Source organism: Paenibacillus sp. FSL H8-0261 (assembly GCF_045040645.1).
Taxonomy (GTDB): Bacteria; Bacillota; Bacilli; order Paenibacillales; family Paenibacillaceae; genus Paenibacillus_AQ.
On record NZ_CP150297.1, the window covers coordinates 6,093,405 to 6,114,039 of the forward strand.

The 20,635-nt window shown below is 44.5% G+C and carries 19 protein-coding genes and 1 other annotated feature; of the genes, 2 read left to right on the forward strand and 17 right to left on the reverse strand.

What is annotated here, in order from left to right; translation table 11 throughout:
* Nucleotides 1-24: 24 nt before the first annotated feature.
* From MHI27_RS27100 to MHI27_RS27135, 8 genes are all read right to left on the reverse strand, one after another.
* On the reverse strand, nt 25-1,083 hold the full coding sequence (locus tag MHI27_RS27100) for an ABC transporter substrate-binding protein (protein ID WP_405175061.1): 1,059 nt from the start codon (nt 1,081-1,083) through the stop codon (nt 25-27).
* Between the two features lie 48 nt (nt 1,084-1,131).
* Nucleotides 1,132-1,464 (reverse strand): ferredoxin family protein, encoded by a 333-nt coding sequence (locus MHI27_RS27105; protein ID WP_076120303.1) that lies wholly within the window; start codon nt 1,462-1,464, stop codon nt 1,132-1,134.
* The gene (locus MHI27_RS27110; protein ID WP_405175062.1) at nt 1,461-3,068 is read right to left on the reverse strand and encodes an FAD-dependent oxidoreductase; all 1,608 of its coding nucleotides are present in this window, start codon (nt 3,066-3,068) and stop codon (nt 1,461-1,463) included. The genes MHI27_RS27105 and MHI27_RS27110 overlap by 4 nt, the downstream gene beginning before the upstream one ends.
* A gap of 23 nt (nt 3,069-3,091) precedes the next feature.
* Nucleotides 3,092-3,979 carry an ABC transporter permease gene (locus tag MHI27_RS27115; protein ID WP_341059467.1) on the reverse strand — a complete coding sequence of 296 codons (888 nt, stop codon included), beginning with the start codon at nt 3,977-3,979 and terminating at the stop codon, nt 3,092-3,094.
* A gap of 36 nt (nt 3,980-4,015) precedes the next feature.
* Entirely contained in the window at nt 4,016-4,819 is an 804-nt protein-coding gene (locus tag MHI27_RS27120) for an ABC transporter permease (RefSeq protein ID WP_076300680.1), read from the reverse strand.
* Between the two features lie 105 nt (nt 4,820-4,924).
* Nucleotides 4,925-5,701: an ABC transporter ATP-binding protein gene (locus MHI27_RS27125; protein WP_341129202.1), complete on the reverse strand. Its 777-nt coding sequence runs from the start codon at nt 5,699-5,701 to the stop codon at nt 4,925-4,927.
* A 184-nt stretch (nt 5,702-5,885) separates the two neighbouring features.
* Nucleotides 5,886-7,166 (reverse strand): SLC13 family permease, encoded by a 1,281-nt coding sequence (locus MHI27_RS27130; RefSeq protein WP_405175063.1) that lies wholly within the window; start codon nt 7,164-7,166, stop codon nt 5,886-5,888.
* 149 nt (nt 7,167-7,315) lie between these two features.
* Nucleotides 7,316-8,671, reverse strand: a complete 1,356-nt coding sequence (locus MHI27_RS27135; RefSeq protein WP_405175064.1) for a PQQ-binding-like beta-propeller repeat protein — start codon at nt 8,669-8,671, stop codon at nt 7,316-7,318.
* A 242-nt stretch (nt 8,672-8,913) separates the two neighbouring features.
* On the opposite strand from MHI27_RS27135, the gene MHI27_RS27140 reads away from it, so the two are divergent.
* Nucleotides 8,914-9,999, forward strand: coding sequence for an LLM class flavin-dependent oxidoreductase (locus tag MHI27_RS27140; protein ID WP_076300684.1), 1,086 nt, complete (start codon nt 8,914-8,916; stop codon nt 9,997-9,999).
* 370 nt (nt 10,000-10,369) lie between these two features.
* Here the strand turns inward: MHI27_RS27140 and MHI27_RS27145 are convergent, their stop codons facing one another.
* Both MHI27_RS27145 and MHI27_RS27150 read right to left on the reverse strand, forming a co-directional pair.
* The gene (locus MHI27_RS27145; protein WP_076285512.1) at nt 10,370-10,606 is read right to left on the reverse strand and encodes a hypothetical protein; all 237 of its coding nucleotides are present in this window, start codon (nt 10,604-10,606) and stop codon (nt 10,370-10,372) included.
* A complete protein-coding gene (locus tag MHI27_RS27150) occupies nt 10,603-11,610 on the reverse strand; it encodes a TIR domain-containing protein (protein WP_042191948.1) in 1,008 nt (335 codons plus the stop codon). Before MHI27_RS27150 ends, MHI27_RS27145 begins: the two co-directional genes overlap by 4 nt.
* Nucleotides 11,611-11,767: 157 nt before the next feature.
* Between MHI27_RS27150 and MHI27_RS27155 the strand changes: the two genes are divergently transcribed.
* Entirely contained in the window at nt 11,768-12,919 is a 1,152-nt protein-coding gene (locus MHI27_RS27155) for an N-acetylmuramoyl-L-alanine amidase (RefSeq protein WP_405175065.1), read from the forward strand.
* 72 nt (nt 12,920-12,991) lie between these two features.
* Here the strand turns inward: MHI27_RS27155 and MHI27_RS27160 are convergent, their stop codons facing one another.
* From MHI27_RS27160 to MHI27_RS27190, 7 genes are all read right to left on the reverse strand, one after another.
* Nucleotides 12,992-13,906 carry a glycine betaine ABC transporter substrate-binding protein gene (locus tag MHI27_RS27160; RefSeq protein ID WP_405175066.1) on the reverse strand — a complete coding sequence of 305 codons (915 nt, stop codon included), beginning with the start codon at nt 13,904-13,906 and terminating at the stop codon, nt 12,992-12,994.
* Between the two features lie 43 nt (nt 13,907-13,949).
* Entirely contained in the window at nt 13,950-14,606 is a 657-nt protein-coding gene (locus MHI27_RS27165) for an ABC transporter permease (protein ID WP_149644861.1), read from the reverse strand.
* Entirely contained in the window at nt 14,603-15,742 is a 1,140-nt protein-coding gene (locus MHI27_RS27170) for an ABC transporter ATP-binding protein (protein WP_405175067.1), read from the reverse strand. The genes MHI27_RS27165 and MHI27_RS27170 overlap by 4 nt, the downstream gene beginning before the upstream one ends.
* A gap of 209 nt (nt 15,743-15,951) precedes the next feature.
* On the reverse strand, nt 15,952-16,572 hold the full coding sequence (locus tag MHI27_RS27175) for a TrkA C-terminal domain-containing protein (RefSeq protein ID WP_256716426.1): 621 nt from the start codon (nt 16,570-16,572) through the stop codon (nt 15,952-15,954).
* An 81-nt stretch (nt 16,573-16,653) separates the two neighbouring features.
* A complete protein-coding gene (locus tag MHI27_RS27180) occupies nt 16,654-17,913 on the reverse strand; it encodes an Nramp family divalent metal transporter (RefSeq protein WP_405176806.1) in 1,260 nt (419 codons plus the stop codon).
* 264 nt (nt 17,914-18,177) lie between these two features.
* The gene (locus MHI27_RS27185) at nt 18,178-18,402 is read right to left on the reverse strand and encodes a DUF2933 domain-containing protein (RefSeq protein WP_405176807.1); all 225 of its coding nucleotides are present in this window, start codon (nt 18,400-18,402) and stop codon (nt 18,178-18,180) included.
* Nucleotides 18,403-18,458: 56 nt separating this feature from the next.
* The gene (locus MHI27_RS27190; protein WP_042191961.1) at nt 18,459-20,138 is read right to left on the reverse strand and encodes a glutamine--tRNA ligase/YqeY domain fusion protein; all 1,680 of its coding nucleotides are present in this window, start codon (nt 20,136-20,138) and stop codon (nt 18,459-18,461) included.
* 180 nt (nt 20,139-20,318) lie between these two features.
* Nucleotides 20,319-20,579 (reverse strand) — a binding site (T-box leader).
* Nucleotides 20,580-20,635 lie beyond the last annotated feature (56 nt).

Below are 20,635 nucleotides of genomic sequence, written 5' to 3' on the forward strand. Positions count from 1 at the left end.
GCATTTGCGCTTTCCAAGCAATTGTTATTTCAGCTGCCAATCGCTAATATTAAAGTCTTTTTTCGCTAATTTTTCTTCGACAAGGAAGTTCTTGGTACCCTCCAGTAGCTTGGTTCCTTCGTCAGTGAACGCGGTATCTTTGATATCACTGATTGGATTTACTTGCTTCGCCAGCTCTGGCGTTGTATCTCCGATTTCGGCCAAAAATTGATAATATTCATCCTCGTGTTGTTTCAAATCCGCCAAGGCTTTCTCACGGGCTTCGTTCCACGCCTTCGGAAAGTCAGGGAATTTCGCCAGATAGTCCTCGGACACGACAGTTGCACTAGTGCCGAGCAAGTTCGGATGCTTCGAGGCATCGTCTAAGTGAGTGTAACCTTGGTCAATTAACTTCAGCGCAGGTACACCCAAATTAGTCGTAGCATCTACATCTCCACGGGCCAAAGCTGCGGTAGCATCCGGAATGAGCATATGCACGAGTTTATAGTCAGTTACGCCTTCCTCCTGAAGTAATCCAACCACATAGCGGTGCATGAAAGAGCCTTTTTGAATGGCAATTGTCTTCCCTTGCAGATCCTTCACCGTCTTTGGTCCATCCTTCTTACCGATTAGATAACCGATAGTGTTGGCTGAGGATTGTGAAATCAGACGTGTCTTGGCGCCAGAAGCATAAGCAATAATAGCAGGTGTATCCCCAAGGCTGCCGATATCTAATCGACCACTAATTAAGGATTCTGTCTGATCAGGACCGTTTGGAAAGCCCGTAAGCTTCACTTCAGTAATGCCATATTTCTTCAACTCTTCTTGAATGATCCCTTTATAAAAGCCCCAGCCCTCCGCGCCACCTGGCACATTCAGCTTATTAGAGCCTATAAAACCAAAGTTCAGTACCGCTGGAACGTTACTTTCGGCTTTGCCTCCAGATTTCTCTGTACTAGAGCTGCCGGATGCAGATGCTCCATTTCCTCCAGCGTTATTTCCGCAAGCCTGAAGAACCAGCATAACCATCATAATCGTAGTTAAAAGTGCAAATCGTATCCTTTTAGAACCTTTCCCTTGAATCTCTCTGTACGCTGGTTTCATTTCTTTCTCCCCCTAGATTTATGTTATTTATCTTAATCTTAATCAAGGTCAGAACCCTGCCCTCGACGCCAATTTGTACATAAAGTCATGACTTGCTACCGGTTGTCTGCCTTTGCCCCAGCCTACCTTTTCACGATAACCACCAAGTAATCCCTGCTCTTGAAGCCCTGCCTCTGTCACCCCAATCACTTTCTCTGAATCTGGCGCAACGTATAGAGCATCCACAGGACAATACAGCTCACACATAAAGCAAGTCTGGCAATCACTCTGCCGGGCAATAACAGGAATGCCATCCTCTACCCGTTCGAAGACATTGGTCGGGCAGACCGATACACATTGGTTGCACTCTACACATCTAGCAGCGCTGATCACCTCAATCATGATAGAACACCCTCCTTGGCCACGGCTTCTGTCTTCACCCATACCTGATCCAATCCACCGCTAATCAAGCGATGATGCTGTTCTTGATCCGTTCCCTTAAAATCTTCACGCTTATGCATGCCCCTCGTCTCCGTACGGGCAAGCGCGGAATTGTACATCCAGCGGGCGGTTGCAGTCATGGCTTCAGCTTCACGCGCTTTAACCCCTTCAGGTGTACGCTGAATCTCACGGCTACGCTGATCTTTCCACAATTCATCCAGACGACCTAATGAAGAGGTCAGCCCTTTATCCGTACGGAATAAATTAATGTCATACGGCTTCACTTCAGCCTGCACAGCAGACACAACCTCTGACGTATGAGCTGATACTCCAGGCTTCACTTCTTGATGAACCAGTGGAGAAGATGATAAGCCGACTGGATTACGGTACGCTGCATTCGAGCCAAGGCTCTGCGCATAGACAGCAGCCCCTTCTCCTGCAAAACTGCCGGATGACATAGCCCAAGCCGCATTATGGCTGCCACCACCAGTAAATCCCCCGCAAATTAGCTCACGGGTAGCTGCATCTCCTGCCGCATAAAGTCCGGGAACACCTGTGCCACAGCTTTCGTCCGTGATATGAATACCACCCGTCCCACGAACCGTTCCTTCGAGACGAAGCGTAACCGGAAAAGCATCCTTGAAAGGATCGATCCCTTGTCGATCAAAGGGCAAGAAAAAATTCGTCTGCGCCACCCGCAGCAGCGGTCTTAAATCCTCGGGCGCTCCATCCAGCTTGGCATACACCTGATTGCCTGCTAGCAGATTCCGAGCGATAACTGAACGCCCTTTCTTGGAACCGGCCCCTTCCACAATGCTTCCATCCTCATAATAAAAGCTGGCATAGTTGTAGTACGCCGTCTTGGTCACCGATGAGAACGTTGGGCAAATTGCGTAGGCATTAGAGAACTCCATACCTGACAGATTCGCGCCAGCCTCAGCAGCGAATAAATAACCATCACCAGTAAGCACGTTGCAACCAAGCGCCTTACTTAGAAAAGCACATCCACCAGTTGCAATAACAACCGCTCCTGCCTGAACAGTCCAGGTGTCGCCACTCTGCGTATGGACTCCAGCCGCTCCAGCTACGCCATGCTCATCCGCTAGGAGCTCCATGGCTGGGCTATGATCTAGAATTTTAACGCCCGCCTTTTTCACCAGCTTACGCATTAATTTCATATATTCCGGTCCCTGAAGACTCTTACGATACTGGTTACCCTGCTCATCTACAGGGAATGGATATCCTGAAACGCCAAGTTTGTTCATATTGGCATAGGTACGGTCTAGCACTCGGTCCATCCAGCGGGATTCAGCCAACTGACCGCCCAATGTATAACGACTTGCTTTGGCCTCCTCCCGGAGCTTCTCATCCGGCTTCACATACCAGACTCCTGTTCCTGAGGGGGCCGTTGCACCGCTCGAACCGCAGTAGCCTTTATCTGTAAGGACAACTTTCGCCCCCTTCGCTGAGGCCGTAAGGGCTGCCCATGTTCCTGCCGGTCCTCCACCTATAACAAGCACATCCGCCACCAAATTCAACGATCCTTTTTGTATCGATCCACTCATAGCTCAAGACCTCCTCAAATGATTTACCCTTCGTAACTATCGCGCCAGAACAGAAACTTGCGTTCAATGATTCGGAACAAAGAATCGATTAGCTTCCCGACAATAGCAAAGATAATAATGCCTACAAACACAACCTCTGTATTAGAGTTCTGCTTCGCCTCATTGATCAGGAATCCAATGCCGGATTGTGATCCAATGAGTTCAGCTACAACAAGACCGATCCATGCTACAGCCAATGACAGCCGCAATCCTAACAAAATCCCGGGTAATGCTGCCGGCAATATCAGCCTGCGCAGCTTTTGGTAAGGACTAAAGCCTAACACCCGGGACACCTCAAACAGCTTATTGTCCACATTGCGGATGCCCATAAACGTATTAATATAGAGTGGAAAGAATGACCCTGTCAGAATGATCACTACTTTGGACATCTCCCCAAATCCGAACCACAAAATAATCAGCGGTGCTATAGCTAGATGAGGAACAAGCCTAAGGACCTGTACACTAGGATCGAGCACATATTCCACACTGCGAAACAAGCCAGTCAGTACTCCGAATAAAAGGCCTAGAACACCTCCGATAAGAAATCCAACTCCCGCCCTCCCCATACTGACACCTAGATGATGAGTTAACTCTCCAGTCACCAATAGGCCTGTAAAAGCTCTGGCGATCGACAATGGAGTCGGCAGAAACTGCGCGGAGATCAGTCCGGTGCTTCCTGCCAGCTGCCAAAGTACTATTGTAATCACCGGAATGATAGCGCCCGTTCCCCAATCTGACAGTAGAGATTTCCATGCTATAGGTACCGCGGATTTCTCCAATTTCTTAGTCGATAAAGGAGCAATATCACTGCTATCTAGCGATTCTCTTGCTCTTGTAGTGTTATTCAAAATAGCTTCTGCTCCATCACTCATGGCGCATCCCCCTTTCGTTTCTTGCGCGTTTTCTGTTTATCCGCGATAGCTGTCCTGCCATCTCAGCAGCCGACGTTCAATGTAGCGAACAATAGAATCACTCACCAGTCCTGCAATGGCAAAAATAATAATTCCCACGAACACCACAGGTGTATCCGCGAATTGACGCGCGTCCGACATCATATACCCAATGCCTGAAGTGGAAGCAATCAGCTCTGCGACTACCAGACCTAACCAAGAGAGCCCCAAGGAAAGGCGCACTCCGAGAATAATATTCGGCAATGCCGCTGGAAGTACAAGTCTTACAACCTGTTTTAACCGGCTGAATCCAAGCACTCGAGATACTTCGAACAGCTTGTTATCCACGCCGCGAATACCCATGAACGTATTAATATAAAGCGGAAAAAATGCTCCTTTAGCAATCAACAGCACTTTAGACTCCTCACCGATCCCGAACCATAAAATGAATAGCGGCACTACAGCCAAGCTTGGTATCATGCGAATCATTTGCAGGGATGGATCTAGCAATTTCTCTGATCTGCGGAACAGACCTACGAGAATGCCTAATAGCAGACCAAGTCCACCACCGAGCAGGAATCCGGCAAGGGCTCTGACCAAGCTGATCCTAAAGTTCGGCCATAAATCCCCTGAAGCAGCCAAAGTTACAAATGATTCTGCAATGGTATACGGCGTCGGGAACAGCATCTCTGAGATCATTCCATAGTGTCCAAGGGTCTGCCACAGAATCAGTACAGTGCCCGGCAGCAGAAGGCCCAGTCCAAATGTTGTTACCTTTCCGGGGCGTCCGGAAGTTCTTACGGCTATAGCCCGGTTTGTCATGCTCTGCACCCACCTTTTTTTAGCTTTACAATCTCTTTAAATAACAAAAAGAGACCCTCGAATATTGAACACTTTCGGAGGTCTCCATTGGTATGGTCGACATATTTATATTCCTGCCCCGTCAATAAGCTCAAGCTCATCGACTTTTTCAAAATAATTCAGCACCTTCAGGCGTAACTCTTGAAAAGAAGACGTTGTTTTTTTACGTGGATACGGCAAATCAACCGGGACAATCTTACGTATTTTCCCGGGGCGAGGTTCTAGAATCACTACCCGATTACCTAGAAATACAGCCTCATCAATATCATGCGTTACAAAAATCATGGTTGTTTTGTTGGCCCGCCAAATGTCCAGTAACACCGTCTGCATATGCGCTCTAGTGAACGCATCCAGTGCACCAAACGGTTCATCCAGCAGCAGGATTTTGGGATTTCGCAGTAGCGCACGGGCTATCGCCACCCGTTGGGCCATCCCTCCCGATAACTCCCGGGGATAGGATTTCTCAAACCCATTTAACTTGACGAGATCAATCAACTCATCGACCTTACGTCTAATTTCTTTGTTGCCTAGCGGCAAATCAGAAGCAATATTCTTCTCTACGGTGAGCCAAGGAAAGAGACGATGCTCTTGAAAAATAAATCCCTTATCGATTCCGGGACCCCCAATCTCCGTCCCTCCTAAGGTAACCCTCCCCGTATATCCACTGTCCAAACCGGCCACGATGCGCAGCAGCGTGCTTTTGCCACAGCCACTGGGCCCGATGACCGTAATGAATTCACCCTCTTGCACATGGAGATCAACATTATACAGTGCCTGAACATGACCTCCGGTCGACTCAAAACGTTTATTTAGATTTGAAATCGACAGCAACGCTTCTCCCATCGTGACCCCTCCTTAAATTCTGTATACAAAAAAACAGAGGTATTGCGCTTTTACATTCGCAATACCTCTGTAGGAACAGTCGGTAATTTTTATTCAAAGTAAATCAATTGGAATTATAATATTTAAAATATCATCCATTTGAAAAGCTGTCAACAATAAAACTTTTTTCAGACACACTTGTTTACTACAGATACCTTAAATATAAATATATGCTTGAGATCACAATGGACAGCAGCATTAAAGGGAAACCCACCTTCAAATACTTCATGAATGTAATCGGATAGCCCTCTTTTCCAGCTAGACCAGCAACGATCAGATTAGCACTGGCACCGATCAATGTACCATTGCCACCCAAGCAGGCACCCAAGGCTAGACTCCACCAGAGGGGCTCCAGATTGGTGATCCCCATCTGCCCCATCTCCTGTATCAAAGGAATCATCGTTGCTACAAAAGGAATATTATCAAGAAACGCAGAAGCAATTGCACTGACCCATAAGATCATCATCGAGCTCATGAGCACATCCCCACCCGTTAAATCAATCGCTTTGGCAGCCAGCTCCGCGATGACACCTGTCTCGACGAGTCCTGATACCAAAACAAACAGTCCGATAAAAAAGAAGATCGTAATCCATTCCACGCTGTGAAAAGCTTTTTCCAGCATGTGTTCTCCTCCGGTTAATAAGAGCAGTAAAAAAGCCCCCGCTAAGGCAACCGTCGCTGACTCCAAATGTAACGCCTGATGTAAAAAGAAGCCCGTAATCGTAATTCCAAGTACGATCAAACATTTTCGCAACAGCTTATGATCCGTAATCATTGCCTTCTCGTCCATGTTCATGATACTTTGCTGCAATTCCGGAGTGGATTTAATTTGCTTACCAAACATCAGTAGTAAAAGCGGGATATACGCTAACATAATGATGATAATCACAGGCGTTAGATTGCTGATAAAGGACATAAACGTCAGCTCTTTCACAGCGCTGCCGATCATAATATTCGGTGGATCTCCGATCAATGTTGCTGTCCCACCGACATTCGATGCAATAATTTGTGACATCAAAAAAGGCAGCGGATTTATACGCAGTTGCCTTGTAATACTGAAGGTAACTGGCACCATAAGTAGCACTGTTGTAACATTATCCAAGAAAGCAGAAGCCACAGCAGTAACAACAAACAAAGCAATCAGGATTCTTCTCGGCTTCCCTTTCGCCAGCTTTGCTGATTTCACTGCCGCATATTTGAAAAGTCCTGTCTCTGCAGTAATCCCTACAATCATCATCATGCCTACAAGTAATCCGATGGTATTAAAATCAATGTGATGTAGTGCCGTCTCCTGATCCACAATGCCCATCGCTACCATAACAATAGCGCCTAACATCGCTAAGATCGTACGGTGAATTTTCTCAGAAATAATCAGTCCATAAATCAGTAGAAAAATACCTATCGCCCAAATCGCTTGCTGTTCCATGATATCCCCCGGTCCTTCTTAGTAATCTTTTAAACCTATAACCTATTAATTATAAATTAGATTTGTGTTTTTCGCACTGGGATTTTAGAGTCCAATTCATAGAAAACGGCCCGACCGAATATTCTTCGGCGAGCCGCTGATGCGTTTTATTATTTCATCTTCAGAGCCTGAGGCTCCTTGAAAGCAGTTAACTTCCCTTTGCTTTGTACAATAATCATTCCGTTCTCAAGCAGTGTGGGTCCAAATACTCGATCAGATGTTTTAAGCTGTAAAATCGGTTTGGCACTAATCAAATCTATAGCCACTAGTTTACCATCCGTCTGGGCTACATACATGCCATGTCCGAGCAGATCGAAGCGGGCAATCGGATTGCTTAATCCGCCGTACTGGACTGCGGTTTTATTCACCATTTTCACACCATAAATACTTTGATTGTCGCTGAAAAGAATTTTTCCATCATAAGGGCCTGCCGCATAGGACAGCTTACTTGCCATAGATGCGTAAGTGTAATTATCTCGTGTTACGGTAGCAGGATCAGCATTTGCTGGATAGCTGAATACCCCTTTTTGTCCCCCGATATATATTCTGTCCCCAATAATCCAAGCTATACCGCCACTACTTATATATCCATCTTCTGTCACTGGGTTCTCAGGGTCAATGTTATTAGGATTATACTCTACCGTCTTTACAACCTTACCTGTCTTCACATCTAGATGATCGAGCGTTGTCAAAGGGATAAGATCCATCAAGGTAGCTTGCCGTTGTGAGATGAGCGTTCCATTACCTGCTGCAATCGGAAGACTATGATTCCGACTATTCCAGAGCTCCTTACCGGTTATACGATCAAATGCATGTAAGATGTTATACGTATAAGCGCCGGATTCTGAGTTTTCAGCTAATATTAAATTATCTTCAATCACGAATGGATCAAACAGCGGTGCATTAAAATTATCACGCCACTGCAGCTTGCCATCCTTCAGATTGTAACTTTGAATATCACCACTTGCGGTAGCAAATAGCTGGTCTTTATCAATAACCAATTGACTGATACCTTTGCTATTTATGAATGAGCTCCATTTATTTTTACCAGTAGCCGCATGAACAGCATAAATGGTACCCGCTTCAGAAGTCACATAAGCTACTCCGTCTTGATAGAGCAGTGGTGTCTTTAGTTTGGCGCCATATTTCCATACTACCTTTCCAGTCTGAACATTAATAGCGAGTAGTTGACCCTTTTGTAGGATAAAAGCTTTCCCTTCTCCTACAGAAACAACCCCATTACCCATGAGGTAATCCGTTGATGAATTTTCAGCAGCTGGTACATCGATTGTAGTGGACCACTCCACCTTCGCAGCAGGCAGGTTTGCATAATAATCTTCAAAATTCGATCCTACATACGAGGTGTGCGAATCAACCGCAGCAGCTTGTACCGGGTTTACCATAAGCAATACCCCTAAACCAATAATCGCAGTACGAAGATACGACTTCAATAATGTTCCTCTCACCACCACACGCCTCCTCATATAAATGCCTCAATTGGATAGATTCTCAAAAAAAAATATAATACTAATGACGAGCAGAATGTAAGAACATGGATTATTATTCCTCATTTTGACATCTGCAAGAGTAGAAATCAAAACATTTACTCATAAACTTACAATTTGTAAGTTATTGTGTTATAATAATCACATTCTTCTATAAACGAACAAGCTTTATCAAATATATGAATAACAAGGGGTTTGTAATTATGAGTAACGAGGTAACCACAGCACCAGCATCCGATTTTGAATTCGGTATCTACACCTTAGGAGACATTGTGGCTGATTGTCATACCGGGAATAAGATCAGCCCGAAACAACGACTCGACGAAGTTGTAGCTGCGGCCAAGCTGGCGGATGAGGCGGGGCTTGATGTATTCGGTGTAGGTGAGCATCATCGTCTTGATTTTGCGATTTCTTCGGTTCCAGTCGTGCTGGCAGCCATCTCCCAGGTTACTCGCAGAATCAAGTTGACGAGCGCCACTACTGTATTAAGCACCATTGATCCCGTGCGCGTATTCGAGGATTTCGCCACACTTGATTTACTGTCAGATGGCCGTGCAGAGATTATTGCTGGACGTGGTGCTTTTGTGGAATCTTTTCCGCTCTTTGGGTACGAACTTGAAGACTATCATCGACTATTCGCCGAGAATATTAATCTGCTTCTCGAGCTTAATAAGCATGAAATTATGAACTGGGAGGGTTCCTTCCGCTCATCCTTGAAGGATTCTGAGATTGCACCACGCCCTCTTCAGCAAAGCCTTCCTGTATGGATTGGTGTAGGTGGTTCTCCTGAAAGCGCGGAAAAAGCTGGCGTACTCGGAACTGGAATGGCCATCGCCATTCTTAGCGGTAGTCCAGAACCTTTCCAAGAGCTTGCTGCAACTTATCGACGCGCTGGAATTCAGGCGGGTCATGCCCCTGAATCTTTAAAGATTGCGATTACTAGCCACGGCTACATTGCCGAAACTTCACAGCAAGCGCTCGATGAATATTACCCATACTACTATAGTTATCGTAATTCCATCAGCCCAAAACCTGGTCAAGAATACAGTGTATCTCGTGACGACTTTGGGCAATATGTATCTGCTGATAACACGATGGCTGTAGGTAGCCCGCAGCAAATTATTGAAAAAATCCTCTATCAGCATGAGCTGTTCGGCCATAGCCGCTTTATGACTCAGCTCGACATCGGCGGCCTTCCTTACGCCAAGGTAGCCAAAGCTATTGAACTATTGGCAACTGAGGTCGCCCCTGTCGTACGACGTGAGATTGCCAAGAAGAATAGCCGATAGAACTGAGGGGCTGTACCAGTTAATAAAAAAGCACTTCTCCCGCTCGTGGAGAAGTGCTTTTTGCGCTGTTGCAACATTGTGTCTTGCTGTAAGAAATGAACCGGATGCTCTGCTCAAGAATTAGGGAATATCTCCCTGAAAATCGGAGATTTCTACTCAATAGACTAACAATTAGGGAATACCTCCCTATAATTAACCTGATTCGGCGGTAAATATAGATATTTCCCCGATTTTTAGGGAGGAATTCCCTGATTTCACTCATTTAGAGTAATTAGCAGCTATTCTCAGGGAGTTTTTCCCTAATTACTCTCAAAAAAAAGAAGCTGCCCCCTAAGTAGATTCACTACTTTTGAGACAGCACTTATGCTCATCACGCAAAGGATGGTTTATTGTTGTCTACCTTCCCGCTAATAAGCTTCTTATATTCATCGTCTCCACCATCTAAAGAAGGCGCAGTATAAATTTGAGCTGAAGCTGGTTGCTGAGCGGAATGGCTCGACCCTGTTTTGCTTGTGGTATTCTTATTATCTTCTGCACTCCTGCTTCCACCACTTGCAGAGCGGAGAACAGCACCCGATAAGTTGTTAATACCCTTTATTCGCTTCATGCTGAATCCTCCCCTACTAAATGATTGATGGTACGGAATAAATCCTGGTTATTCGCAACTACCGCCTTAAGATCATCCGCAGATAATCCATCACTCCCTGAAAAGTGTACGGAAAGAACATACTTCTTACCTAGAGGATAGCATAGGATATATACCTCCGCAACTTCCGTGCGTTGAAAAAAAGTCCATTTGCTCGATAAAAATGCATCTACCACACTAGGCTGCTTCTCATTCCCTTTCGTAACAGTCAAGGAATAGGAGTGCCCACGTCCGACATTCCCTCCCACCTGAACAAGCTGTTCCTTCTCTTGAGCCTGCCAGATCGCAGCACCGATCACACGACAATGCTTCGGAGGTAAGAAAGAATTGCGGATCGCCTCACTGAGTGCGTGATACTTCTCTCCATCCTCAGAGATGGTCACATTACTATTATATTGCCAAAAAAAATGAAGGATACTTTCTTTGCGCCTTAATTCCATCTTTAGCTGCTCTAAATCTTTCACCGGGTCACGGAATTTTCCAAACCCCTGGACACTATCAATAATCTTACCACAGCTCACATCCACAGCAGCCGTAGGATTATCATGGTGCATCTCATACTCTAAAGCTGTAATTCCCGACAAATCGGACAACAGATGATATTCTTCAACATTCTGTCCAGGGATTAAATCGTCGCGGGCAGTCACCTGATCCGGCACTAAGCAAAAAACACGATTACGCCGTAATCTGGCCCAAAACAATCCCATTTCAAACCCCGTATTATCACGAGTCACATAATAAAATTTACCGCGTATTTTGGCGACATCATCTGGCGAGAACACAAATACGGCAAAATCGCTCTCATCCAAATTTCTCTCCAGTGCCTCCATCGTGTATTCATTCGCTCGAAAGGCATTGGCATACCAAGGATGTACTTCAGCATCCCTCTTCAGCTGCTCATGAATCGCTCTTGCATAACGTATGGATTCTCTGGAAGATCCAATGAATAGCTTTGGTTTAGTCACGGCAGTGCTCCTTCATCCTTCCCAATATGTAATAATTATACAAGTCTTTAGACCACCGGAAAAGAGGCCAAGTTCTCATAAATTTCTCAAAAAATATTATTCTAAACCTCGTAAAGTGGGTAAAAAATTACGACTACTTTGAAAAAGCGAGGATACTATGAAAAAAATGATAGGTGTCACATTGCTTGCAGCAAGCCTTATGGGTATAACAGCGTCACAGCCTGCTGAAGCTAAAACGGCAGCAGTTAGTTATACCGCTCAGGTATACGCGAACTCTTTAAATGTACGCAGTGAGCCGGCAAAGAATGCAACTGTTGTAGGATCTATTAAGAACGGAGCAAAAGTAACTGTGACCGATGAACAAGACGGGTGGTTGAAGGTTAAGACGGGGAACACCTCTGGCTGGGTAGCCGGCTATTACCTTAAAAAGGTGAACAATAGCTCCAAGCAATCTGGCGCTTCTGGATCATCGGTAGCTTCCAAACCCAGCACTACTTCTTCCACCTCAACCAGCACCTTGAGTAGTACCACAAAGGTTACAGTTACGGCAGATTCACTACGCGTTCGAAGCGGTCCAGGCACACAATATAAGGTACTCGGTTCTTTAAAAGCTAAGGATACAGCTATCCTCCTCCTTCGTCAGGACGATTGGGCACGAATTCGAACAGCTAGCGGTGACATCGGTTGGGTCGCAGCACAATACATCCGATCTGGAACCACGCCAAGAAGCACAAGCACTACAAGCAGCATTTCGCACACAGGAAATTTACGAGGAAAATTAATCGTCGTAGATCCCGGTCATGGCGGCAGTGATCCGGGAATGCTCGGCACTACATATAACACCATGGAGAAGGATTTGAATCTGCAAACCGCACTTTATCTCCGCGATGCCCTTTTAGCTAAAGGTGCACGGGTTGAGATGACACGTACCCGAGAGGATCAGAAGCCTACGCTCGCACGGCGTGTTCAGATGAGTGAGGACCTGCGTGCAAATGCATTTGTAAGCATTCATTATAATTCCTCTCCGAAAAAAGTATCTGGGACACTAACCTTCTTTTACTCCGAGTCCGATGATCTAAAGCTGGCACGGGCGATTGAAACCCGGCTGGGACAAGGCATCGGTCTAAAGAGCAATGGGTTATCCTTTGGTGATTATCACATCCTAAGGGAGAATCGAATTCCAGCTACCTTAGTTGAACTCGGATTTCTTACCAACCCTACAGATGAGTCAATTGTCCGTAAATCCTCCTATCAGAAAAAAGCAGCCAAGGCTATCGCCGAAGGATTGGCAGACTACTTCAGAAACTAGACAGACCTATAAATAATCAGCAAAGAAGCAGGCTAGGAAATTCCCTAGCCTGCTTTAGTTTATATTTCATATTTAGCCTTCTATTAATCCCTTTTTGATCAGGAAATTACGAGCTACATCCTCTTCCTTGAGCGCATCCACATCAACTTCTGCGTTCAATTGCTGCATTTCTTCGTCACTGATTTGTCCGTTCAATTGATTTAAGACGCCTTTCAATTCAGGGTATTTATCTAACGTTTCCTGACGAATAATCGGTCCTGCATCATAAGGTGGGAAGAATTCTTTATCATCCTGCAGAATCACCAGATCATGTACTTTAATTTGCGCATCCGTCGCATATGCATTGGTTACATCTGTTTCCCCATCGTCGATCGAACGGTACATGATACCATGGTCCATTCCTTTGCTCTGCTTGAAATCCATACCGTAAAGTTTCTGGATACCTGGGTACCCGTCCTCACGATCCAAGAACTCGAACTCTACGCCAAGAACCATTTCTCCAGATACTTTCGCCAAATCGCTGAAAGTCTTTAGATTGTACTTCTCAGCCGTTTTGCGGCTAACAGCTAAAGTATAGGTATTATTTATGCCGAATGGATCCAGAAAGGCCAGTCCATCTTTTTCAAGCAGTTCTCTGGTTTTGGCCAACGATTGCTCGGAGTTTCCTGTCTTCTCCTGATAGTAATTAGCTACAATGGTACCGGTGTAATCCGGATATAGCTGGATGTTATTATTCTCAAGTGCACTCCAAGCTACATTAGAGCCTCCCAAGTTCATCTGGCGCTTCACTTTAATATCTGTTTTATCTTCTATCAGATCTGCCATCATATGAGCGAGTAAAACATTCTCCGTGAAGTTTTTGGAGCCAATTGTGATTTCTCCACTGTTACCCGTAGCAGCATTATTATTCCCGCCACCACACCCGGCAAGTAGCGCCCCCATTAATACTGTAGTTAAAACGCCTGTCATCAATTTTGGAATTTTCATATATAATCTCCCCTTTTATATTCTTTCGAGACCAGAGTTTTAGTTATACTTTCAATCCCTTTGGAGTCGTTAACCGTTCAAGCAATCCAAGCAGATAATCCAGCACGAGTGCAAGAATCGCGGCCGGAATAGCGCCAAGTAAGGTTAGTGCTTCGATGTTCCGTTGAATACCTAGGAAAATAAATTCACCCAATCCGCCAGCACCGATAAAGGCTGCCAGTGTTGCTGTCCCGACATTAATAACTGCAGCAGTACGGATCCCCGCCATAATTACACTTAAAGCTAAAGGGAGTTGAACCCTGAATAGAATCTGCCAGCTCTTCATTCCCATTCCCCGGGCCGCTTCTACTATAGACGGATCCACATCAGTAATTCCCGTGTAGGTGTTGCGGATAATTGGCAGCAGTGAATACAGAAACAAAGCTACAACTGCTGTCTTCATCCCTATGCCAAATAGAGGAATCATAAATCCGAGCATCGCCAGACTAGGTATTGTCTGAAGAATCCCAGCCGCACCAAGCGTAATACCTTTCAGAGGTTTAACCCGTGTAATCATAATTCCAAGCGCAATACCAACAATAATTGCAAATAACATGGACAAGAGCACAAGTTGCATATGCACTCCCATAGAATGAATCAAATCTTCCCTACGTAAATCTAATTGATATATGAGTTGTTGCCATAACGATTGATCTCTCATACAGACACTTCCTCCTCTTTCGCGCCTCCCCATTGTGCAGCAAACGCCGTCAGAAGACTGCCTCTTGTAACAATCCCGGCAATGTTCCCCTCAGCGGTTACAATCGGAATAATGCCGTATGGAGCTTCCGTAATCAATGATAATGCGTCTCTTGCTGTTGCTGTATCCTGCAGCACCACCCCAGGTGGTGTCATAATTTCTTCGATAGTAAGGCTTTGTTCCATTTTAGCGGTAACATCATAAGCGGAGACTATGCCAAGCAGCTTACCTTTCTCGTTTCCAACCAGTAGTGTATCCATTTTGCGTTGACGCATAAAGGTAAGAGCTTTACCCAACGTGCGGCTTGGAAGGGATGTGGATGGATTGTCACGCATGACTTCTGTTACGGGGATATACTCAGGGTTTTGGTAAATACGGTTTTTGCCGATAAATGACTCTACGAAATCATTAGCAGGCCGGCTGAGCAGCTCATACGGTGTATCTAGTTGAACGATTTCACCATCTTTAAGAATAGCGATTTTATCTCCAAGCTTCAGTGCTTCATCCATATCATGTGTTACAAATACTATTGTCTTCTTCACTTCTTGTTGCATGCGCAGCAATTCATCCTGCAGCTGCTCACGGGTAATAGGGTCCAAAGCACCAAACGGTTCATCCATCAATATAATCTCGGGATCAGCTGCCAATGCACGGGCTACACCTACACGCTGCTGCTGCCCACCTGATAATTGTTTCGGATAACGTTTGGCATATAGAACCGGATCAAGTCCGACTAGACGGAGCATTTCGAGCACCCGTTCTTTTTTCTTCTTCACATCCCACCCCTTTAGATCGGGAATCAGGCCAACATTGTCTTCTATGGTGTAGTGCGGGAACAAACCAGCTTGCTGAATAACATAACCGATGTTCTTGCGGAGGTTTACGGGGTTCTCCTTGGTAATATCTTTGCCGTGGATATAAATATGGCCTGATGTATGCGGGACAAGACGATTTATCATTTTCATTGTTGTTGTCTTTCCGCAACCACTGGGACCGATCAGTACTAGTATTTCTCCAGCTTCGATTTCAAAACTAATGTTCTTAACTGCTTCATAACCATTAGCATACTTCTTACCTACTCCTTCAAATTTCAGCATGAGGTTCCTCCTTCTAATATCTATCGTCAGATCATCTCTCTAATTACTCTGTAAGTTAAACTATAACAAACAATCCCCAAACTGACAACCTACATGCATTCAATAGGTTGTTTGTTAATAATTGTAATATGTTAATTATAAAAAAAAGGCTATCCAGTGATAACCCCCGCTGGATAGCCTTTTTCAAGCTATTATTATAAATGATTTTCTCAATTTTTATTGATAAATTGTTCCGTTCTTTGGTACATTTTCTCATCACCAACGGCTACAAGTACATCATTTTCTCTGAGTATGACATGCGGACCTGGAGAGATGGTTATATCAGCACCTCGGCGAAGCGCTATAATCGTAGCCCCTGTATTCTGCCAAAATTGTAATGCTCCAATGGTTTTACCAACCACATGTGATTCTTCATGGATTGTAATTTCTTCCGGGTGGTACGGTTTTAAATTCTTCATCCGGTCTGATGCCTCGATAATTCCAGTTAGTAGCTTCTCAAATTTACCGTCGAGCTTCTTCTTTTCAAGCAATAATTGCTGTAGATCCTGTTTCAATGAATAAGCTGATTTCAGATAGTTATTCCTGGTGATATACTCATACGCCTTTTGATCAGAGATGACAATAATCTCTTTTCCCTGCGAAACAAACACTATATTCTCATCCTTCAATAATCCCATAGCCTTACGAATCGTTTCTGGAGAAACATGATATTGCCCTGCCAATAGAGAACGCCCGGATAGCTTACTCTGTACGGGAAATTCCCCGCTTACAATTCTTTGTGCAATATCAAGGGCTATAGACTTATAACCGGATATTTCTTGCATGGACATTGTCGATCTCCTTACTCTGGCGTGAATTATAAACATGCTCAAGTATACCTTTTTTCACTCACCAAATAAAGATGTCCTGCCTTATCCAAATATTTGATATACCAAAAATAAATTTAACGATACAACCAGACCAGAGATAAGCCAGCCGAGAGCAGCTGTCACCTTACGATTCACTAACCCGCCCATAATCTGACGATTGCTTGTAAACATAACCAGTGGTACCAGAGCAAAGGCAATCCCAAAGGACAAGATCACCTGGCTGATAACGAGTGCTTTCGTTGGATTTACACCAAAACCAATGATAGCCAAAGGTGGAATAATCGTAATCGCACGGCGTAAGTACAGGTTAATTCTTTTGTTGATGAAGCCTTGCATCACTACATCACCAGCCATAGTTCCTACAGAAGAGCTCGATAGTCCAGCGATGAGTAGTCCTAAACCAAACGAGATCGCCGTTACGGGTCCAGCTAAGTGACTAAATTGCTGAAACGCAACATCCAAATCCTCAACCACGATACCATTTTTGAAAAATAATGCGGCTGAGACAATAACCATTGCCAGATTCACTGCCCCTGCAATAATCATCGCAATAATAATATCTATGAATTCCAGTTTAAAAATCTGTTTCTTTTCCGCTTCATTTACTCCTACGATACGGTTCTGTGTAAGTGATGAATGTAGATAAATGGCATGTGGCATCACTGTTGCACCTAGAATCCCTGCTGCCAAGAGAATACTGTCTACCCCTTCAAACTTAGGTGTAAACATACCTACAGCAACAGCTCCCATATCTGGCTTAGCTACAATCACTTGAAAAGCAAAGGCTAATACAACTATAAGGATCATTGCAGCAATTCCTGCCTCAAGGGAACGGTAACCCCGGCGCTGAAGCTCTAGGATAGCAAATGAACCGACCGCAGTAATGAGTGCTGCCGGCAGCATGGGAATATCAAATAATAGATAAAGCCCCAATGCTGCCCCGATAAACTCCGCCAGATCCGTAGCTATTATCACCAGTTCACTTTGAATCCATAAGAAGATCGATACACTCTTCGGAAAACGATCATGAGCGATCTCCGGCAGGTTCTTTCCTGTAGCAATACCAAGCTTGGCGGATAAGGCCTGAATAAGAACGGCCATTAAGTTCGAGGCTACAATCACCCATAATAGGAGATAGCCGTATTTTGAACCCGCCGTAATGTTGGTGGCAAAATTACCTGGATCCAGATAAGCAACCGCAGCGATAAACGCTGGACCTAAGAAAGGAAGTAATCTTTTAATTCCTTTGGTCTCCCCATTAAGTACGGCTTGCGCCGAAATGGAGTTTTTATGTTGTCTCATATGCGGTTGTTCTATATGTGGTTTTTCTATTAAAGTTTGTTCCAACATGTCAATTCCTCCTCTTGCCCAAAAAAAGTTGTCTATATACACGAAAGTTTCCTCTGTGCAACTTATATTTAAAGTATATGCTCATTTCTGAAAAATGTAAATATGTTTCATTAGAAATTTTCATATGCTTGTCCACCTACGACCAAGAACAAAAAAACCGGACGACATCAGGAATTACCCGATCTTCGCCCGGTTTAAGCCAATTACTCCGAAAGCTTATGGTGTGAAACTTTGAATATCTCTTCTCATTTGTTCATTCTGCATTTTCAGCTCATTCAATTCTTTCTGAAGCTCCTGATAATCAGGCGATGCTTGCTTTCTCGACCCATGCCCGTGCCCGTGTCCATGTTTCCCACCCAGTCCGAACATCATAAATAACATCATCAAAGGACAGATCAATGTGATTAACCAAGACCAATTCATAACATTACCTCCTACAATTTCATTATGACCTCTATATCATAAAGAAAAGTTGTGGAGAAAGGATGTGCTGTGAATTACGAATTTTTCTTCCATGTATCCTTCAGCGGCACAATTCGGTTCAGTACCAGCTTATCTGCTGTGGTATATTTCTTATCCACACAGAAGAATCCATGCCGGATGAATTGAAATTTATCTTCTGGAAGTGCACTCGCCATGGAAGGCTCCAACAAACAATCCTTCAGAATGGTTAGGGAATCTGGATTAAGATACGCGTCCCAGCGCTCATCCTCTTCTTTAGGACCGTCGTTATCTTTTAGCAACCGCTCATATAGATGAACTTCCGCCTTGATCGCGTGCTCTGCCGATACCCAGTGGATAGTCGCTTTAACCTTCCGTTCATTAAATCCACTTCCACTCTTCGTTCTCGGATCATAGGTGCAGCGAAGCTCTATAACCTCTCCAGTTGCTTCGTCCTTGAGCACCTCATTGCACTTAATGAAGTAAGCGCCCTTTAACCTAACCTCATTCCCTATAGTCAGCCTGTGATAACCTTTGGGTGGCTCCTCCATGAAATCCTCTTGTTCAATATAAAGCGTCCGTGAAAAAGGAACTTCCCTTTCCCCAAGCGTCTTATCCTCACTGTTATTCTCAATCTTCAGCCATTCGCTTTGATTCTCAGGGTAGTTAGTAATAACCACCTTTAGAGGCTTTAGAACAGCCATCACGCTAGTTGCCTTCGCCTTCAAATCTTGTCTAAGCGAATGTTCTAACATGGCAATATCTACAATGGTGCTATTTCTAACAAAACCAATTTCCTTCACAAAATTCCGAATACTCTCCGGCGTAAAACCTCTTCTCCGCAGTCCGCGAAGCGTTGGAAGTCTTGGATCATCCCAGCCATCCACATAATGTCCTGTAACCAGTTGTCTAATATACCGTTTGCTAGTAACGACGCCGGTGATATTCACGCGTCCGAACTCCCTTTGCTTTGGAGCCTCAGGGGTATCCAGTTCATTCAGTACCCACTCATACAGTGGTCGATGATCCTTAAACTCAATAGAACATAGGGAATGCGTAATCCCTTCGATCGCATCTTGTATAGGATGGGCAAAATCATACATCGGATAGATGCACCAATCGTTGCCGGTTCTATAATGCTCCGCATGAATGATTCTGTAAATCACTGGATCACGCAAGTTGATATTAGGTGAGCTCATATCTATTTTGGCCCGTAATACTCTGGCTCCCGTCGGATAGGCTCCATTCCTCATCTCCGTGAATAACTTCAAATTCTCTTCCACAGAACGCTCCCGATAAGGGCTGTTCTTTCCCGGCTCCGTAAGCGTTCCTCTATAAGCTGACACCTCTTCAGGTGATAAATCGCAGACGTAGGCTTTTCCTTTTTGAATTAACTTTACCGCGCTATTATATATTTTTTCCGAATAGTCTGATCCGTAGAAAGTATGGTCTGGCGGGTAGCCCATCCATAGCATATCTTCGCAAATAGCATTTACATACTCCAGATCCTCTTTTAAAGGATTGGTGTCATCGAACCGCAAATGGAACTTCCCGCCATACTTTTTCGCAGTCGTATAGTTCGTGTGAATAGCATACGCACTGCCAATATGCAAATACCCATTAGGCTCCGGTGGGAATCTCGTGCAAATATCTCTACTGTAAGTCCCAGCTTCCAGCTCTTCTTGAATCAATCTGTCGATGTAACTCTCTGCTAATACTTCCGGTTCCTTGTTCATTGGTATTACCTCCTGTTTATAAGTGATATCCGCCTGATTATTCTGCACAAGCATAAACGCCTTCGGCGTCCTTATAAGGACGGTAAGCGTTTATGCGAGAAATATAAGGATAAAGTATAGTGTGAAACTTATACTTTCTTATATTTAAATAAAAAGAACCTCACCTCCAAGACTTATGGTCTTGGGGACGAAATTCTCGCGGTACCACCCCAGGTTCATTAATATGTCGCCATATTAATCTCATCAAGTACGGCAATGCAGCTTACGCAGCGCTTATACTCTAGCTCTATAACAGGAGCTCCCGTCATACCATCCCCGTCGATCGGTTCCGATATGCCGCTCAGAGGCTTGTTTCGATAAAATCTCCCTTACCCTGTTCTCATCATTCAGGGCTCTCTGTGAAGGAATGATTTTATTTACTCTTCTCGTCATCGCGTTTAATTATTTTGTATAGGATACCAAATTGAGGGTCCTGTGTAAATGGTGCTGTACTTCTG

Coding starts and splice junctions, on each gene's coding strand:
- MHI27_RS27100 (WP_405175061.1), bottom strand. CDS start 1,083: ATGAAACCAGCGTACAGAGAGATTCAAGGGAAAGGTTCTAAAAGGATA.
- MHI27_RS27105 (WP_076120303.1), bottom strand. CDS start 1,464: ATGATTGAGGTGATCAGCGCTGCTAGATGTGTAGAGTGCAACCAATGT.
- MHI27_RS27110 (WP_405175062.1), bottom strand. CDS start 3,068: ATGAGTGGATCGATACAAAAAGGATCGTTGAATTTGGTGGCGGATGTG.
- MHI27_RS27115 (WP_341059467.1), bottom strand. CDS start 3,979: ATGAGTGATGGAGCAGAAGCTATTTTGAATAACACTACAAGAGCAAGA.
- MHI27_RS27120 (WP_076300680.1), bottom strand. CDS start 4,819: ATGACAAACCGGGCTATAGCCGTAAGAACTTCCGGACGCCCCGGAAAG.
- MHI27_RS27125 (WP_341129202.1), bottom strand. CDS start 5,701: ATGGGAGAAGCGTTGCTGTCGATTTCAAATCTAAATAAACGTTTTGAG.
- MHI27_RS27130 (WP_405175063.1), bottom strand. CDS start 7,166: ATGGAACAGCAAGCGATTTGGGCGATAGGTATTTTTCTACTGATTTAT.
- MHI27_RS27140 (WP_076300684.1), top strand. CDS start 8,914: ATGAGTAACGAGGTAACCACAGCACCAGCATCCGATTTTGAATTCGGT.
- MHI27_RS27145 (WP_076285512.1), bottom strand. CDS start 10,606: ATGAAGCGAATAAAGGGTATTAACAACTTATCGGGTGCTGTTCTCCGC.
- MHI27_RS27155 (WP_405175065.1), top strand. CDS start 11,768: ATGAAAAAAATGATAGGTGTCACATTGCTTGCAGCAAGCCTTATGGGT.
- MHI27_RS27160 (WP_405175066.1), bottom strand. CDS start 13,906: ATGAAAATTCCAAAATTGATGACAGGCGTTTTAACTACAGTATTAATG.
- MHI27_RS27165 (WP_149644861.1), bottom strand. CDS start 14,606: ATGAGAGATCAATCGTTATGGCAACAACTCATATATCAATTAGATTTA.
- MHI27_RS27170 (WP_405175067.1), bottom strand. CDS start 15,742: ATGCTGAAATTTGAAGGAGTAGGTAAGAAGTATGCTAATGGTTATGAA.
- MHI27_RS27175 (WP_256716426.1), bottom strand. CDS start 16,572: ATGTCCATGCAAGAAATATCCGGTTATAAGTCTATAGCCCTTGATATT.
- MHI27_RS27180 (WP_405176806.1), bottom strand. CDS start 17,913: ATGAGACAACATAAAAACTCCATTTCGGCGCAAGCCGTACTTAATGGG.
- MHI27_RS27190 (WP_042191961.1), bottom strand. CDS start 20,138: ATGAACAAGGAACCGGAAGTATTAGCAGAGAGTTACATCGACAGATTG.